This window comes from Roseobacter sp. S87 (genome assembly GCF_055693285.1).
The window spans coordinates 591,497-606,895 of sequence record NZ_JBVFTR010000004.1 but is presented as its reverse complement, the minus strand read 5'-3'; the positions used below and the strand labels follow the sequence as shown (position 1 = coordinate 606,895).

Genomic DNA, 15,399 nt, shown 5'->3' with positions numbered 1-15,399 from the left:
TTCCTTCGCCGCGCCTTCGGCTAGATGAACGCCCAACGCGGACAAAGGATACCGTCATGGCGCTCGACAAGACATTTGACGCAAAACAAGCCGAAACACGGCTCTATGCTGCCTGGGAAAAAGCCGGGGCTTTCAAAGCCGGGGCCAATGCCTCGCGCGACGAGACCTTTTCCATCATGATCCCGCCGCCCAATGTGACGGGCTCTCTGCACATGGGCCATGCCTTCAACAACACGCTGCAGGACATCCTGATCCGCTGGCACCGCATGCGCGGCTTCGACACCCTGTGGCAGCCGGGCACGGACCACGCAGGTATCGCCACCCAGATGGTCACCGAACGCGAGATGGCCGCCAATCAGGAGCCGTCACGCACCGAAATGGGACGTGAGAAGTTCCTCGAAAGAGTTTGGGAACAAAAGGTAAAATCCCGCGGCACGATCATTGGCCAGCTCAAACGTCTCGGCGCCTCCTGCGACTGGTCGCGCGAAGCCTTCACCATGGGCGGCGCCCCGGGCGACCCCGAGGCCGGCACCGGCGCGCCCAACTTCCATGACGCGGTCATCAAGGTCTTTGTTGATATGTACAACAAGGGCCTGATCTACCGCGGCAAGCGGCTGGTGAACTGGGACCCGCATTTCGAGACCGCGATCTCCGATCTGGAGGTCGAAAACATCGAAGTCGACGGTCACATGTGGCATTTCAAATACCCGCTCGCGGGCGGTGCCACCTATGAATACATCGAAAAGGATGAGGACGGGAACGTCACCCTGCGCGAGACCCGCGACTACATTTCGATCGCCACCACGCGACCGGAAACCATGCTGGGCGATGGCGCCGTTGCGGTTCACCCATCAGATGAGCGTTACGCGCCAATCGTCGGAAAACTATGTGAAATTCCCGTTGGACCGAAAGAACATCGCCGCCTGATCCCGATTATCACCGATGACTACCCGGACCCGGAGTTCGGCTCTGGTGCGGTCAAGATCACCGGCGCGCATGACTTCAACGACTATGAGGTCGCAAAGCGCGGCGGCATCCCCATGTACCGTCTGATGGACACTAAGGGCGCAATGCGCGCCGACGGGGCCGCCTATGCAGAGGCCGCCGGCATCGCCATGGCCGTGGCGCAGGGCAGTCAGACCCTGTCGGAAGCTGAAGCCGATGCAGTGAACCTGGTGCCGGACGAGCTGCGTGGTCTGGACCGTTTTGAAGCGCGCAAACGCGTGGTCCAGCAGATCACCGATGAAGGGCTGGCAGTCATGCAGGTGCAGCCGGTCATCGACCCCGAAGACGGCCAGGAAAGCAGCCGGCTGGTGCCGCTGGTCGAGTCGAAAAAGATCATGCAACCCTTTGGTGACAGGTCCAAAGTTGTTATTGAGCCGATGCTCACAGACCAGTGGTTTGTGGACACGGCACAGATCGTGCAGCCCGCGATAGACGCGGTCCGGTCGGGGGAAACAGAGATCTTCCCCGAACAGGACAAGAAGGTCTACTTTAACTGGCTGGAGAACATTGAACCCTGGTGTATTTCCAGGCAGCTTTGGTGGGGACATCAGATACCGGTTTGGTATGGGCCAGGATTGTTGGACACTGACGACGGGAAATATTTGGCCTACGGCTCGCAGTATCTCAAAGCATTCTGCGCCGCAAACGAAGATGAATTGCGAAAACAAGCATATGATTTCTATGGGCGTGATGTTTACGAGATAGGCGTAAAAACCAGCAAAGGGGTGCAATTGCATGCGCCGTTTGATGGTGAAGATCGCACTGAATACAATACTGGGGGTGTTATGCCGCTTCCCCCGGAACACGGCCATCCGGTTTACCTTTATCGCGACCCCGACGTGCTCGACACTTGGTTCTCCTCCGGCCTCTGGCCCATCGGCACGCTAGGCTGGACAGGCGATGCGGCACAGGATGCGGCAAACGACGCGTTACAGAAATACTTCCCCACCTCCACGCTGATCACCGGGTTCGATATCATCTTCTTCTGGGTCGCCCGGATGATGATGATGCAGTACGCCGTGGTCGGCCAAAAGCCCTTCGACACCGTTTATGTGCACGCCCTCGTGCGCGACGAGAAGGGCAAGAAGATGTCCAAGAGCTTGGGCAATGTGCTCGACCCGCTCGACATGATCGACGAATATGGCGCGGACGCCGTGCGCTTTACGCTCACCGCCATGGCCGCCATGGGACGCGACCTGAAACTCAGCACCGCGCGCATCCAGGGATACCGCAATTTCGGCACCAAACTGTGGAATGCATGCCGCTTTGCAGAGATGAACGAAGTCTTTGCCCATCGTACGGCGCGCACCGACGTAATACCGACATCATACCGACCCGAAACCGACGTGACACAGGCGGTCAACAAATGGATCATCGGCGAGACGGCGAAAGTGCGCGAAGAGATCGACGCAGCGCTGCAGAATTACCGGTTCAATGACGCGGCAAACGCGGCTTACGCCTTTGTCTGGGGCAAGGTCTGTGACTGGTATCTGGAGCTGTCAAAGCCACTGCTGCAGGATGAGCAAAACACTGAATTTGCAGCAGAAACCCGTGAAACCATGGCCTGGGTTCTGGATCAGTGCATGATCCTGCTGCACCCGGTCATGCCCTTCATCACCGAAGAGCTCTGGGCCGCCACAGGCACCCGCGAGGGCATGCTCGTACACGCGGACTGGCCCGCCTATACAGCCGACGAACTGGTGGATCCGGACGCCGACCGGGAAATGAACTGGGTCGTCTCCCTGATCGAAGCGATCCGCTCCGCCCGCTCGCAGATGCACGTGCCGGCGGGACTCTATGTTCCGCTGATCGTCACCGACATCGACGGCGCGGGCCGGGCAGCATGGGACCGGAATGAAGCGATGATCAAACGGCTGGCGCGGGTCGAAGACCTGACGACGGCAGACAGCTTCCCCAAGGGAACCGTATCGCTTGCCGTCCAGGGGGCTTCCTTTGGCCTGCCGCTTGCGGAAATTATTGATATCTCGGAGGAAAAAGCGCGCCTTGAGAAGTCACTGGGCAAGCTTGCGAAAGAGCTGGGCGGGTTGCGCGGGCGCCTGAACAACCCGAAATTCGCCGCCTCTGCACCTGCAGAAGTCGTGGAGGAAACCCGGGCGAACCTGGCCCTGCGCGAAGAGGAAGAAGCACGTCTGAACGAGGCGCTCGCGCGGTTGGCGGAACTGGGCTAAACTGCGTGTATGCGCAGTTTTCGTTCACTGATTGAGCAGCAGATCGCGAAGGCCAGGACGGCCGGGCAATTGTCCGGACTGGAAGGCGAAGGCAAACCACTGCCGGAACGACCCGTGGAAACCAACGACGAGGCTGCGCTGTCTGCAGGCATGCGGATCATGGCCGAAGCAGGCGCCCTGCCGGAAGAATTTCGGCTGAAGAAGGAACTTGATGCTGTTCGGGAAACGTACGGCGCATGCCAGAGCGACGCGGAGCGCGGTAAGCTGATGCAGCGCATCGCAGACCTTGAACTCAGATACGGCATCGCACAGGAAGCGCGAAAAAAATTCATGAAATAAGTCGGTTAAGATATTTGCAAACAAGCCATCTGCATTTTGCAAACAAGACACCAATTACTTAAAAACAGGCGCCCGACCTGCAAACTGCGCCGCGACCACTTCCATCTGCTCTGGCGTCCCCAGAAGCCGGGCCTGTGCTTCCGCTTCGGCGATAAGGATCTCTCCTGGCGTCATATCACGCACGTCGCCCATCAGTTTTTTGGCAGCCCAAATAGCTGCCGGGCTCTTTGCAGCAATCTGTTCGGCCAGCGCCTGGGCTGCAACCAGCGGCTCGTCAGCGACAGTTGTTACCAATCCCCAGGTTTCCGCCTGCGCCGCACTGACCGGGGTCGCTGTATAAACAAGCTGGCGCATGACGTCATCGCGGACCAGCGACGGCAGCAACAGCATGCCCCCCATATCCGGAATAATACCCCATTTCATTTCCATGACCGCAAGCTTCGCATCAGGCGCCGCAATCCGGATATCAGCCCCCAGAGCCAGTTGCAGACCGGCGCCGAATACAGAGCCTTCGAGCGCGGCGATCACCGGCATTTCCAACCGCCTCCAGGACATCACAACTTCCTGCCATTGGTTCGTGGTGCCCTGTCCATGCGTGCGCGGCACGATCAGCTCCTGCATGTCTTTGCCAATCATGCTGCCCAGACTGCCCAGATCAATTCCCGCACAGAAAGTGCCCCCGTCTCCTGACAGAACCACAACCCGCGCGTCAGATGCCGCGACGACGCCTGCCGCATCAATAATGCCATCGATCATCGCCTGATCCATCGCATTCTTCTTGTCCGCCCGCGTCAGCACGACGTGAGCAATGTGATCTGTGACCGTTACGCTGACCCGGGACATTGCCTGCTCCTTTATGCTGACGCCAGAAAACCGCAGTTGCAGCACCATTTCCAGTGAAACGTCGGGGCAAACGACAGACTTGCTCAAACCGCCAGGCTGGTTTTAATAGAGGCAATGACACACTTTCGACTGACATCGCTGGCCGCTTCGCTGCCCGACACAGTACCCTTCGTCGGCCCCGAGACCCAGGAGCGCAGCCGCGGGCATCTGTTTGATGCCCGTCTTGGTGCCAACGAAAACGTCTTTGGCCCTTCACCCAGCGCGATCCGTGCCATGGCTGAGACGCCGCAGTGGATGTATGGCGATCCGGAAAACCACGATCTGCGATACGCGCTGGCTGATCACTACAGCATCAGCCCGGATATGGTCATGGTCGGTGAGGGCATCGACGGGCTGCTCGGATATCTGGTACGGCTCATGGTCGGCCCCGGCGATGCGGTTGTGACTTCTGACGGCGCTTATCCCACGTTCAATTATCATGTGGCAGGCTTTGGTGGCGAACTCCATAAAGTGCCTTACCGGCGCGATCATGAGGATCCGGTAGCGCTCTTCCGCAAGGCCGCGGAAACGGACGCCAAACTGGTGTACCTGTCCAATCCTGACAATCCGATGGGCAGCTTTATCAAGGGCACCGAACTGCTGGAAGCGCTGGATGAGTTGCCAGAGGGCACGCTGCTGGTGCTCGACGAGGCATATATCGAATGTGCCCCGGATATCGCCGAAATCCCGCTGGCCTGGGATGATCCGCGCATCATCAGACTGCGGACTTTCTCCAAAGCCTACGGGCTGGCCGGCGCACGGGTCGGGTATGCTATCGCTGCACCTGAACTCATCGCGGCGTTCAACCGTGTGCGGAACCATTTTGGCATGAACCGCGCGGCCCAGGAGGGCGCGCTGGCGGCATTGCATGACCAGACCTGGCTGCGGTCAGTGCTGGCGCGCATCGTTGCCTCGCGGTTCCGGATCATGGAGACCGCGCGCGACTGCGGGCTGACGCCCCTGCCCTCTGCGGCGAACTTCGTCTGTATCGACTGCGGGCACGACGGGGCGTTTGCAAAGAAAGTGCTGGATCATCTGGTCGACCACGGGGTGTTTGTGCGCATGCCGTTTGTCGCACCGCAGAACCGCTGTATCCGGATCAGCTGCGGTACGCCCGCACAGATCGAAATTCTGGCCGATGCCCTGCCACAGGCGCTGCGGAAGGCAGAAATTAGCTGACGGAGAGGCGAATGGTCCTATACTGTTTCAAAGGCAGCTGAAGAGGACCTGATGCGCGACCCGACACCCGGACGAGCCCCGAATTTCACCGGCGCCTGTATTGTGATGTTCGGCGTCAATCTTGGCTGGGTACTGCTATTATTCTTTGCGATATATGGCCTCGCGGCAGCGGTCTTTTTATGTCTGGTCGTCAACCACTGGCTCAACTGGCTGGAAACCCGTCGCAGAACGGCCGAACAGGCGTTCGGAAATATGACGCAGGAAAGCGCCGGGTCACGCCCCGGCGATCACCGCTGAGGCGGCTTCCAGCGCACCGGGCCCGTGCGGAATATCCAGCGCGCGGAAACCGGCGTCCATGCCGCCCAGCAGCCCCATGATCATCTGCCCGTTCACGTGTCCCATGTGACCCAGCCGGAAAAACCCGTGCCATGCCGGGTCGCCGGCAGGGGCCATGCCGAGCCCGATCCCCAGCGTCAGCGCCAGGTTCTGTTCGGTCCAGTCGCGCAGCGCGGTGGCTTGCGGGCTTTCCAGGCGCAGTGATGTCACCGCGTGACTGCGGTGTGCGGCATCGCGGATGTTCATCTCAAGGCTGCCGCCCTGCCCCCAGGCATCACAGGCTGCCCATATGGCCCGGGCAAAACGCGCATGGCGCGCCCAGACCGCCTCCATCCCTTCGGTCATCAGCAGGTCGAGTGCGACGCGCAGTCCGTAAAGATGATGCGTCGGGGCGGTGCCGTTCCAGTATTGCCAGAAACCGTCCGGTGCGGAACGCGGCTCCCAGTCCCAGTAGCGGCTGACGCGGGGCATCCCTGCCCGGACGGCTGCCGCACGATCATTGAAAAACACGAATGACATGCCCGCGGGCACCATCAGCCCCTTCTGGCACCCGGTGACCATGACATCCACGCCCCAACCGTCCATTTCAAAGACATCGCATCCTAGGGACGCGATGCAGTCGGCCATCAGCAGTGCAGGATGCCCGCAGTCATCAAGAACACGGCGCAGTGCGGCAATATCGTTGCGGACGGAGGTCGAGGTATCGACATGCACGGCCAGAACCGCCCTGATCCGGTGGCTGGTGTCCGCCTTCAGCGCATCGGCGATCTGTTCCGGCTGAACCGGCGCCCGATCCCCGAATTCTACAATCCGTGCTGCGGCCCCCAACCCTTCCGCCATGTCGGCCCAGCCATGCGCGAAATGTCCCGTGGCCGGCACCAGGACCTCATCACCCGGCGCAATGACATTGGACAGGGCCGCTTCCCAGGCCGCGTGCCCGTTACCGATGTAAAGCGCCACGTGCCCACTGGTGCGGGCGACCTTCTTCAGATCCGCCACGATATCCGGCATCATCTCCGGCAACTCACCGGCATAGATGTTTGGCGACGCCCGGTGCATTGCCTGAAGCACGGCATCGGGGATGACGGATGGCCCGGGAATGGCCAGATAGGCCCGGCCCGACGGGGGCGCCGAAAACTGTGGCATAACTACTGTCCTTTTTGTCACGGGTGACACTAGCCTCCGCGCGGGCGGCGTCAATCACCTATGCCATGCAGCAGCGCAGTCTTTCAGAGCAGCCGGACTCAGCGGCGGTAGCGGCGGGCCAGCACGGCAACGTCCGCACCACCGAAATAACGGGCAAGCGTCCACAGATTCCGCGCGCCCCGGCGCAGCCATCCCTGTGCGTGATACCGTTCGGGCGATGTTTCCGCGATGGCGTCGATGCGGATCAGTCGCCCGCGCAGCGCCCGTGCGATCGCAACGTCTTCCATCAGAGGCTGATCCGGATACCCGCCAACCGACTGGTACAATGCCCGTGGCAGCAGCAGGCCCTGATCACCATAGGGCAGCCCCATCAGACTGCGCAGGTTGGCCCAGCCCGCCACAAGACGGCCCGCAGTACCGCCCCGCGCAAAAGCGAGGCGAAACCAGCCCGCCTGGTCGGTTTCCAGGTGCCGGACAACCGGCCCGACCCAGTCCTGCGCCAGAGCAGTATCTGCGTGCAGCACCAGCAGCCATGCGCCCTGCGCCTCAGCGCAGCCGCGGGCAAGCTGCCCGCCCCGGGAGGCCTCGCCTGTGACAATCTCTGCCCCCCACGCACGGGCCACAGCAACCGTGTTGTCCGTGGACCCGCCGTCTGTCACGATCACTTCGCGGATCAGCCCGGCCTCCAGGCCCGGCAGAAGCGCGCTCAGGCATCCGCCCAGTTTCTGTTCTGCGTTCAGTGTCGGCACGATGACCGATATGGGTGCCCGCATGCTGGCTCGCCCCTTCCGTTTGGCGTTGCGCGCGTTATATGACACAGAGCACGCAAAGAGGAGCCCCCCATGTCCAATCGCCGCATCCTTCAACTCACAGGCGAAGATGTACGGGATTTTCTGCAGGGCCTGATCACCAACGACATCGCCGGGCTCGAAAAGGGGCTGGTCTATGCCGCGCTGCTGACGCCTCAGGGCAAATACATGTCCGATTTTTTCGTTGTGCCTCACACAGACGGCATCCTGCTTGACGTGTCCGAGGCGCAGGGAGACATGCTGGTCCAGCGCCTGACGATGTACAAACTGCGCGCCGACGTCACAATCACGCCCGCGGATCTGTACCTGCACCGCGGCACCGGTGATGTCCCGCCGGATGGTTTTGCGGATCCTCGCCACGCGTTAATGGGGTGGCGCGCCTATCGCGCGACAGAACAGACCGATGATACCACGGACTGGACGGCGCTGCGCGTGGCTGAAATGATCCCGGAAAGCGGCACCGAGCTGACACCCGATACCTTTATCCTTGAGGTCGGGTTCGAGCGGCTCAACGGCGTTGATTTCCGCAAAGGATGCTATGTGGGTCAGGAAGTAACGGCTCGCATGAAGCACAAGACAGAACTGCGCAAAGGCCTCGCGCGCGTATCGGTGACTGGTCCGGCAGACCCCGGTTCAGAGATCACCGCAGGCGGCAAACCAGCGGGCACGCTTCTGAGCCGCAGTGGCGATCAGGCCCTGGCCTATCTGCGCTATGACCGGGCCAAGGACGAAATGCAGGCAGGCGACGCCACCCTGACCCGTAACGACATATAAAAAGCCCCGCAGCGGGCGCTACGGGGCAATCTGCAATTCCGAAACGCAGATCAGGCGCGCTCTGAGTATTCCATAGTTTCTGTGTTCACGACGATCTCCTCGTCCTGGCCAACGAAGGGCGGCACCATTACCTTGACGCCATTGTCCAGGATCGCTGGCTTGAAGGAGTTTGCCGCTGTCTGACCTTTGACCACCGGCTCGGTTTCGACGATTTTGCAGGTGACTTTCTGCGGCAGCGTCGCGTTCAGCGCCTCTTCTTCATAGAATTCGACCACGATGGTCATACCGTCCTGCAGAAACGGGCGGCGCTCGCCCAGCAGCTCAGCGGGCAGCTGGACCTGTTCATAGGTTTCGGTATCCATCACCACCAGCATGCCATCGTCCTCATAGAGGAACTGCTGGTCCTTTTGCTCAAGGCGCACCCGCTCGACTTTGTCGGCACTGCGGAAACGTTCATTCAGTTTGGAACCGTTGCGCAGGTTGCGGAGTTCTACCTGTGCAAACGCCCCACCTTTACCGGGTTTTACATGATCGACTTTCACCGCGGCCCACAGGCCATCATTATGCTCCAGAACGTTTCCGGGCCGGATTTCGTTTCCGTTGATTTTTGGCATGTGGCTCACCTGTGTCAAAAGGTTGATGAAAAGTTGATGAACCCTATATCTGGGAGGATTGTGGGTGACAAGACAACGATATCTCGTGCTGCACGTGCAGAAAGCTATGCAAATTGTGCATATAAGGCATGCAAATACGGGGTATCCGAATCGGCCAAAACCCGTCATAAGGGGCGTCACGCCGGAAAGACAAGAGCAAGAATAATGGAAAGGACGACGGATGAAAGATTTCGTTGACGGCACAGCCTTCAATAACGAGCAAGGCAACCGTGCGCGCAAACTTTTTGCAGCTGTGGTACTGGCTGCGCTTGACGACGCAATTGCGGACGACAAGAAATACGGCAACGGTCCGGAGCAGATCGCCCGCTGGGCACGCTCGCGCGACGGCCGCGAGGTTCTGAGCTGTGCCGGGATCGACCCGAACGAACGTGTTGTTCAGGGACTTATGGAATTTGTGGGCAAAGGTGTGCGGACCTCCGTGGCACTGTCCCGCGAGGAATCAGAGCGCCGCAACGCAGCGCAGCAGGCAGAAGCCGCCTGATAATTCACTGATTTTTCAGACAGAACGCGTCCCGGTTCGGGGCGCGTTTTTTCGTTCAGGCAACGCCGAACACAAAAAGCCACTGGCGCACGACCCAGAGTTCGGCGGCCAGTAACACAAGAACAAGCACCGACAGGCCCGCGCCGATACCGCGCCGCCATAGCAAAAATGCGGCGACGGTGGCCAGAAACGCCTCCACCGGTGCAACCATACCAGCCCCCTGCGCCCGGTCCCAATAGCTCAGCGGGCTCTCATAAACCCACCCGGTCAGCGGCCAGAAATGCGCCCGTCCGTCGTCGTGGTGCAGCGGAAAATCCAGGCAAAGATGCAGAAGTGCGGCACCGGTCAGCGCAATGGCCCAGGGTTTTCTGCGCCACAGAGCCAGCGCCAGCAGGACACCCCAGACAATGAATGAGTTATCAATCGCGAAAATCGTCTGCCAGGCATCTGAAAAGTAGAGTTCGTTGAACACACGCTGCGGCGGGATCGCAAAGATGTACATCGCGCCCCCCGCAAGAAGATAGAGCGACAGGTCCGGCATCAGCGCCCCAAGAAGCGCCGCCGCAACGACCCAGCGGTCACCGCTGCGCGCCATCGCGGCGGCCCCCAGCAGAAGATGTGCAGGCGTGTTCATCTTTGCTCCTTTTCTTTGCAGGGATCATGCGTCAGTTTGCCCGCAGAATGAAGAGGCGACAGATGCGCGGCAAAGCCATTATGATCCAGGGTACAGGCACCAACACGGGCAAATCCATGCTCGTGGCGGGACTGGCCCGCGCGTACCGGAACCGGGGGCTCAGCGTGCGTCCGTTTAAGCCGCAGAATATGTCCAACAATGCAGCTGTCACGCCCGGCGGTGGTGAAATCGGACGTGCTCAGGCGTTGCAGGCGATGGCGGCAGGTGTTTCTGCGCATGTCGATATGAACCCGATCCTGCTCAAACCCCAGACGTCGACAGGTGCGCAGGTGATCGTGCAGGGACAGGTCGCCGGCACCCAGGAGGCCCGCGATTTCGGCCGCAACCGCGAAAGCCTGATGCCGCGCGTGATTGAGAGTTTCGACCGGCTGCGGGATGCAGCCGATCTGGTGCTGGTCGAAGGTGCGGGCAGTCCGGCTGAAACCAACCTGCGCGCGCGCGACATTGCGAATATGGGCTTTGCCCGCACTGCTGATGTGCCGGTGGTCCTTGCCGGGGACATCGACCGCGGCGGCGTGATTGCGCAGATTGTCGGCACGCAGGCAGTCATGGACGACGCCGACAACGCGATGATCACAGGCTTTGTGGTGAATAAATTCCGCGGCGATGTAACGCTCTTTGATGGCGGGCGCGATGACATCATTCACAGGACGGGCTGGCCCTGTCTGGGTGTTGTGCCATGGTTTGATGCCGCGCGGAAACTGCCCGCCGAAGACGTAATGGACCTGCCCGCTCGTGCGCAGTCGGGCGGCAGCGGTACCGGGGTGGTCGTGCCGCGCCTGCCCCGCATTTCAAACTTTGACGATCTTGATCCGCTGGCGGCGGAGCCTGGTATTGATCTGATCGTCGCAGAACCGGGCGCACCCCTGCCGCGTGAGGCGGATGTGATCCTCCTGGTGGGCAGTAAGGCAACGCTCGGAGATCTTGCGGCCCTGCGCGCCGAAGGCTGGGATCAGGATATCCTGTCCCATGTGCGGTATGGCGGTCATGTGCTGGGTCTGTGCGGCGGCTATCAGATACTCGGGCGTCAGATCGGCGATCCTGACGGTATCGAGGGCCCGGCCGGGACAGCACCCGGGCTGGGACTGCTGGATGTCGAAACCACGCTGGTGCCCCGAAAAGAACTGGCGCTGCGCGAGGGGCGTTCACTGCTGCATGACACGCCGCTGACCGGTTACGAAATCCATATGGGTCGGACAACCGGACCGGACTGTGCACGCGGATGGCTCGATTTCGGCAAAGGCCCTGAAGGGGCTGCGTCAGCGGACGGGCGGATCCGCGGCTGTTACCAGCATGGAATTTTCACGTCCGACAGTTTTCGCGCGGCATGGATGCGGGACCTCGGCCAGACATCTGAACGCGCATATGCAACGGAGGTCGAAGAGACGCTCGACGCCCTCGCGGCACATCTTGAAGCCACAATGGATCTGGATCAGTTACTGTCGATGGCCCGCTGAAGCCGGGGTCAGTCCAGCTCGCGCGCAGCAAGGGCCCGCATGATTTCCCGCCGGACCAGTTTGCGCACGTTGCGCGTGATGCGCTCTCCCAGATCACCCTGAAGCTCGCGCCGGACAATATCGGACACCAGCGCCGTCAGCGCCTCCTCATCCAGGATCTGCTCATCGGCCGGGACTTCCGCCCGCGGATCAGAATGTTCCGCTTCAGGCTCCCCGGTTGCTGCGACCGAAGCCACAGGCTTCATCGGCTCCCCGCTGTCTGCAAGCGGCGCGCCGGTCCCGTCGAGGTCCACAGCATTCTGCAGAGACACTGCAGGTGCGCGTGTGCCGGCATAGGCATCGCGTCCGTCACCGTCCGGCTCCCAGTGCTCGGACCGCCGGGCAATCGCTGTCTCCAGCGCCGCAATTTTGTCGGCCAGGCTGCTGGTCGCACGCGGCGCTTCCGTAAGGTCAGCTTCGCTCCCATGGCGGATAAATTCAGGCACGGGTAAATCGTCGCTGTCACGGCCGTCCCGCTGAACCGCGTCTTCGGGCATCAGTGTCAGAACAGGTCTGAACGGCGTTTGCGGGGCGCGGGGGCCGGGCTCTTCAGCCGTCTTTCCGGTGACACGCTGCTGCGGTGACAGAACCAGCCGCTCGGCGTCTTCGCTATGTGCCGCGTCACCACGGCGGTTATCACTGACCAGACGCCGGATCGACGACAGGACATCTTCGACCTGAGAATTAGTTACCGGATTCGACATTTTGCACCACTCCTGCCCGGTTCAATTCTAGCCCGGCGCCATCGACAGCACAATGCTTGTGGCAAAATGTCAGTTTTTTTGCAGAGACTTCAGGACCCGGTCCAGCTTCTGACCCTGCGCTGACCGGGCTACCGGCGCGTCTTTGACAAGGTTGTAGTAAGCCGCCGGATCATAGAGCTGAACTCCAAGGCCAAGGTCTCTTGCCGTCAGACGACCCGTGGCCTGAAGCACAGAATAAGCCGCAACATAGACGTTGGCCTCTGCGGAAATCCGCGAGGTTTCCGCATCAAGCAATTCCTGCTCCGCATCCAGAACATCCAGCGTGGTCCGTGCACCCAGCTGTGCCTCTTCCCGCACACCATCAAACGCGATGCGCGCCGCACGGATCCGCTCCTCGGAGGCGGACAGGCTGGCGCGCTGCGCCGAAAGCTGTGCGTATGCGGAACCGACGTTCTGCGAAATCGTCTTCTGCACTTCAAAAAGGTTGCCGCGCTGCGCATCACGGGCGGCAATCGCACTGCGGATTGCGGAATCGATCAGACCGCCCTGATAGATCGGCCCGGACAGGGTGATCCCGATGCTGCCGGAATTTGTATAGGAACTGCTGCCGAGGTTCTCCTGACGGTTCAGCGAGCCATTGGCGCTCAGCCGCGGCTTGATGCCCGCCTTCGCCCGCTGGATATTCAGTTCGGCGGCGGCAACCGCATGCTGGGCTGCGCGCAGATCCGGGTGGACCTGCAAAGCCTGCGCGCGGGCCGCTTCGACATTGCTGCCAAAAGACGGCAGCGACGGCGGCGCGGTCAGCTGCCCGGGTGTGCGGCCCACAACATTGCGGTAGACTTCGATCGCCTGCTGCAGGTCACCCTGCGCGGTGGCCAGTCCGCTGCGCGCTTCGGCCAGCTGTGCTTCGGCCTGTGCGACATCGGTGCGGGTTACTTCACCTACTTCGAAGCGGTCCTGAGCCGCCCGCAGTTCCTGTTGCAGCAGATTAAGGTTGTTGCGGCGCAGTGCCACAAATTCACGCAAAGACCGGACGTTCAGAAATGCCGACACCGCGCTCAGAAGAACCTGCTGCTCAATGCTGATCAGCTGCTGGCGCGTGGACAGAACGGTTTCCTTTGCGGCCTCAACACCCAGCTGGGTCGCCCCGAAATCATACAGCAGCAGCTCAGCAGCAATACCGACAGACGCGTTGGTCGCTTCGATATTGTTGGTGGATGCCAGACCGGTCTGCGATGAAATACTCCGCGTATCACCAAAGTTGCGCGTCACACTCGCCGTATAGTTCACAACCGGCTTGAGCGCGGCCGCAGCACCCGCGACATCCTCGTCAGCGGCCCGCAAAAGCGCGCGGTTCTGGTCCAGCAGACCGCTGTTGTTGTAGGCGCCGACCAGCGCGTCAGCCAGCGTTTCGGCCTGTGCCGCACCAGCTGCCGTGATCACACAGACACCCAGTGCTGCGCGCTGCAGTGTTTTTCTGACCGCTTCCGTAATTGCCATACCTGCCATCCGTTTTGCCTCTGAGGTTTGCCTGGTCTTTTGCCGGCTCTGTTGTTCAGAATTCAAATGCTGCTTCGCGGTCGAACCCGGGCAACACCGGCGCACCGGCATTGAATGCCATCCGCCAGGAAATCGCGCCGCCGCTTTTGCGTCCGATGCGCACCTCGCCCAGAGCCCCTTCAACGAAGAGACATGCGATGCGCCCGCCGTCCTTCAGCTGATCGGGCAGGTTCTGCGGCAGCTCGCGCACCCCACCCTGCAGGACGATTACGTCGTAAGGGCCATGCTGCGCGGCCCCTTCTGCGAGCGGGCCTTCGTGCATAATAACGTTGTCCGCACCGGCCTCTGTCAGCGCTTCCTGCGCGTCGCGGGCCAGGTCTTCATCTTCCTCTACCGCAACAACAGCCTCTGCCATATGCGCGATGACAGCCGAAGAATACCCCAGCCCCGTGCCGACATCGAGCACCAGCTCTGAATTCGAGATATCGAGGGCATCCAGCATCTTTGCCAGCGTCCGCGGTTCCAGCATCACACGGGAAGGCCCCAATGACAGGTTTTCACCCATATATGCCGCCTCTCTGTGGCTGGCGGGCACAAAGTTTTCACGCTGGATCGTCAGCATCGCGTCAATAATGGGAAATTTCGTAACGTCGGACGGCCTGATCTGTGTATCGACCATCATTGTCCGCCGGGCTGCAAAGTCTGTCATGCGTCTAAACTCATCCGTTCAGAAAGTGTTCAACCAGATGTGGCACAGTTGCGGCGCTGCGGCAACGCCCGAGGAGCGAATTTTGGTAACCTGTGGCACTTGCGACCGCCCGTTTTATCGGTTAGCTCTGCGTGCACACCATCGGCGGCGAGTTGGCGGAGTGGTGACGCAGCGGATTGCAAATCCGTGTACACCGGTTCGATTCCGGTACTCGCCTCCATTTAAAATCAATGACTTGCATCAACTTCAAGAACCGCGCACCGTCGCGTCTAAACATTCGTCTAAACATTCTGTTTTTGTTCTGTTCTGAAATATGGCCGCCGCGTACCAGTTTTAAAATTGGCAAACGCCGGAGGTTGGCCGCACCAAACAGGCATTGAAATCGGTTTATCGCGTCGCGACCCAAGCTTGCTTTCTCAGCAAAAAGAACGAAGCGAAACAGGCCCGCATTCGAACTGAAGAAACAAAAGGGGCTCGAAATC

15 protein-coding genes and 1 tRNA gene are annotated in these 15,399 nt (G+C 60.6%); 8 read left to right on the top strand and 8 right to left on the bottom strand.

The window, feature by feature from the left end; translation table 11 throughout:
* Positions 1–56 precede the first annotated feature (56 nt).
* Positions 57–3,194: a valine--tRNA ligase gene (locus ACZ1HA_RS03835; protein WP_472712935.1), complete on the top strand. Its 3,138-nt coding sequence runs from the start codon at positions 57–59 to the stop codon at positions 3,192–3,194.
* A 9-nt stretch (positions 3,195–3,203) separates the two neighbouring features.
* A complete protein-coding gene (locus ACZ1HA_RS03830) occupies positions 3,204–3,533 on the top strand; it encodes a DnaJ family domain-containing protein (protein WP_472712934.1) in 330 nt (109 codons plus the stop codon).
* Between the two features lie 54 nt (positions 3,534–3,587).
* Here the strand turns inward: ACZ1HA_RS03830 and ACZ1HA_RS03825 are convergent, their stop codons facing one another.
* Positions 3,588–4,376 carry a crotonase/enoyl-CoA hydratase family protein gene (locus ACZ1HA_RS03825; protein ID WP_472712933.1) on the bottom strand — a complete coding sequence of 263 codons (789 nt, stop codon included), beginning with the start codon at positions 4,374–4,376 and terminating at the stop codon, positions 3,588–3,590.
* Between the two features lie 114 nt (positions 4,377–4,490).
* On the opposite strand from ACZ1HA_RS03825, the gene ACZ1HA_RS03820 reads away from it, so the two are divergent.
* Together ACZ1HA_RS03820 and ACZ1HA_RS03815 are read left to right on the top strand one after the other, a co-directional pair.
* Positions 4,491–5,594, top strand: coding sequence for a pyridoxal phosphate-dependent aminotransferase (locus ACZ1HA_RS03820; protein ID WP_472712932.1), 1,104 nt, complete (start codon positions 4,491–4,493; stop codon positions 5,592–5,594).
* A 51-nt stretch (positions 5,595–5,645) separates the two neighbouring features.
* A complete protein-coding gene (locus tag ACZ1HA_RS03815) occupies positions 5,646–5,891 on the top strand; it encodes a hypothetical protein (RefSeq protein ID WP_472712931.1) in 246 nt (81 codons plus the stop codon).
* Here ACZ1HA_RS03815 and ACZ1HA_RS03810 read toward each other — a convergent pair.
* Together ACZ1HA_RS03810 and ACZ1HA_RS03805 are read right to left on the bottom strand one after the other, a co-directional pair.
* Positions 5,868–7,076: a pyridoxal-phosphate-dependent aminotransferase family protein gene (locus ACZ1HA_RS03810; protein ID WP_472712930.1), complete on the bottom strand. Its 1,209-nt coding sequence runs from the start codon at positions 7,074–7,076 to the stop codon at positions 5,868–5,870. The genes ACZ1HA_RS03815 and ACZ1HA_RS03810 overlap by 24 nt on opposite strands.
* Positions 7,077–7,174: 98 nt before the next feature.
* Positions 7,175–7,849: a TIGR04283 family arsenosugar biosynthesis glycosyltransferase gene (locus ACZ1HA_RS03805; RefSeq protein ID WP_436397492.1), complete on the bottom strand. Its 675-nt coding sequence runs from the start codon at positions 7,847–7,849 to the stop codon at positions 7,175–7,177.
* A gap of 69 nt (positions 7,850–7,918) precedes the next feature.
* On the opposite strand from ACZ1HA_RS03805, the gene ygfZ reads away from it, so the two are divergent.
* Complete coding sequence (gene ygfZ / locus ACZ1HA_RS03800; protein WP_472712929.1) at positions 7,919–8,659, top strand: CAF17-like 4Fe-4S cluster assembly/insertion protein YgfZ; 741 nt, start codon at positions 7,919–7,921, stop codon at positions 8,657–8,659.
* A gap of 50 nt (positions 8,660–8,709) precedes the next feature.
* Here ygfZ and efp read toward each other — a convergent pair whose 3' ends face one another.
* Positions 8,710–9,273 (bottom strand): elongation factor P, encoded by a 564-nt coding sequence (gene efp, locus ACZ1HA_RS03795; protein WP_375228300.1) that lies wholly within the window; start codon positions 9,271–9,273, stop codon positions 8,710–8,712.
* Between the two features lie 220 nt (positions 9,274–9,493).
* Here efp and ACZ1HA_RS03790 point away from each other — a divergent pair, with 220 nt between their 5' ends.
* Positions 9,494–9,814: a DUF6280 family protein gene (locus ACZ1HA_RS03790; protein ID WP_298842792.1), complete on the top strand. Its 321-nt coding sequence runs from the start codon at positions 9,494–9,496 to the stop codon at positions 9,812–9,814.
* A 55-nt stretch (positions 9,815–9,869) separates the two neighbouring features.
* Here ACZ1HA_RS03790 and ACZ1HA_RS03785 read toward each other — a convergent pair whose 3' ends face one another.
* Positions 9,870–10,448 carry a cobalamin biosynthesis protein CobQ gene (locus ACZ1HA_RS03785; protein ID WP_472712928.1) on the bottom strand — a complete coding sequence of 193 codons (579 nt, stop codon included), beginning with the start codon at positions 10,446–10,448 and terminating at the stop codon, positions 9,870–9,872.
* Between the two features lie 62 nt (positions 10,449–10,510).
* Between ACZ1HA_RS03785 and ACZ1HA_RS03780 the strand changes: the two genes are divergently transcribed.
* Positions 10,511–11,965: a cobyric acid synthase gene (locus ACZ1HA_RS03780; RefSeq protein ID WP_472712927.1), complete on the top strand. Its 1,455-nt coding sequence runs from the start codon at positions 10,511–10,513 to the stop codon at positions 11,963–11,965.
* An 8-nt stretch (positions 11,966–11,973) separates the two neighbouring features.
* Here ACZ1HA_RS03780 and ACZ1HA_RS03775 read toward each other — a convergent pair whose 3' ends face one another.
* From ACZ1HA_RS03775 to ACZ1HA_RS03765, 3 genes are all read right to left on the bottom strand, one after another.
* Positions 11,974–12,708 (bottom strand): hypothetical protein, encoded by a 735-nt coding sequence (locus ACZ1HA_RS03775; RefSeq protein WP_472712926.1) that lies wholly within the window; start codon positions 12,706–12,708, stop codon positions 11,974–11,976.
* 69 nt (positions 12,709–12,777) lie between these two features.
* Positions 12,778–14,217, bottom strand: a complete 1,440-nt coding sequence (locus ACZ1HA_RS03770; RefSeq protein WP_436397495.1) for a TolC family outer membrane protein — start codon at positions 14,215–14,217, stop codon at positions 12,778–12,780.
* 46 nt (positions 14,218–14,263) lie between these two features.
* Positions 14,264–14,917 carry a protein-L-isoaspartate O-methyltransferase family protein gene (locus ACZ1HA_RS03765; RefSeq protein WP_436397498.1) on the bottom strand — a complete coding sequence of 218 codons (654 nt, stop codon included), beginning with the start codon at positions 14,915–14,917 and terminating at the stop codon, positions 14,264–14,266.
* Between the two features lie 146 nt (positions 14,918–15,063).
* On the opposite strand from ACZ1HA_RS03765, the gene ACZ1HA_RS03760 reads away from it, so the two are divergent.
* A tRNA-Cys gene (locus tag ACZ1HA_RS03760) sits at positions 15,064–15,137 on the top strand.
* Positions 15,138–15,399: the final 262 nt, after the last annotated feature.

Coding starts and splice junctions, on each gene's coding strand:
- ACZ1HA_RS03830 (WP_472712934.1), top strand. CDS start 3,204: ATGCGCAGTTTTCGTTCACTGATTGAGCAGCAGATCGCGAAGGCCAGG.
- ACZ1HA_RS03790 (WP_298842792.1), top strand. CDS start 9,494: ATGAAAGATTTCGTTGACGGCACAGCCTTCAATAACGAGCAAGGCAAC.
- ygfZ (WP_472712929.1), top strand. CDS start 7,919: ATGTCCAATCGCCGCATCCTTCAACTCACAGGCGAAGATGTACGGGAT.
- ACZ1HA_RS03765 (WP_436397498.1), bottom strand. CDS start 14,917: ATGACAGACTTTGCAGCCCGGCGGACAATGATGGTCGATACACAGATC.
- ACZ1HA_RS03785 (WP_472712928.1), bottom strand. CDS start 10,448: ATGAACACGCCTGCACATCTTCTGCTGGGGGCCGCCGCGATGGCGCGC.
- efp (WP_375228300.1), bottom strand. CDS start 9,273: ATGCCAAAAATCAACGGAAACGAAATCCGGCCCGGAAACGTTCTGGAG.
- ACZ1HA_RS03775 (WP_472712926.1), bottom strand. CDS start 12,708: ATGTCGAATCCGGTAACTAATTCTCAGGTCGAAGATGTCCTGTCGTCG.
- ACZ1HA_RS03815 (WP_472712931.1), top strand. CDS start 5,646: ATGCGCGACCCGACACCCGGACGAGCCCCGAATTTCACCGGCGCCTGT.
- ACZ1HA_RS03770 (WP_436397495.1), bottom strand. CDS start 14,217: ATGGCAGGTATGGCAATTACGGAAGCGGTCAGAAAAACACTGCAGCGC.
- ACZ1HA_RS03820 (WP_472712932.1), top strand. CDS start 4,491: ATGACACACTTTCGACTGACATCGCTGGCCGCTTCGCTGCCCGACACA.
- ACZ1HA_RS03805 (WP_436397492.1), bottom strand. CDS start 7,849: ATGCGGGCACCCATATCGGTCATCGTGCCGACACTGAACGCAGAACAG.
- ACZ1HA_RS03810 (WP_472712930.1), bottom strand. CDS start 7,076: ATGCCACAGTTTTCGGCGCCCCCGTCGGGCCGGGCCTATCTGGCCATT.
- ACZ1HA_RS03835 (WP_472712935.1), top strand. CDS start 57: ATGGCGCTCGACAAGACATTTGACGCAAAACAAGCCGAAACACGGCTC.
- ACZ1HA_RS03780 (WP_472712927.1), top strand. CDS start 10,511: ATGCGCGGCAAAGCCATTATGATCCAGGGTACAGGCACCAACACGGGC.
- ACZ1HA_RS03825 (WP_472712933.1), bottom strand. CDS start 4,376: ATGTCCCGGGTCAGCGTAACGGTCACAGATCACATTGCTCACGTCGTG.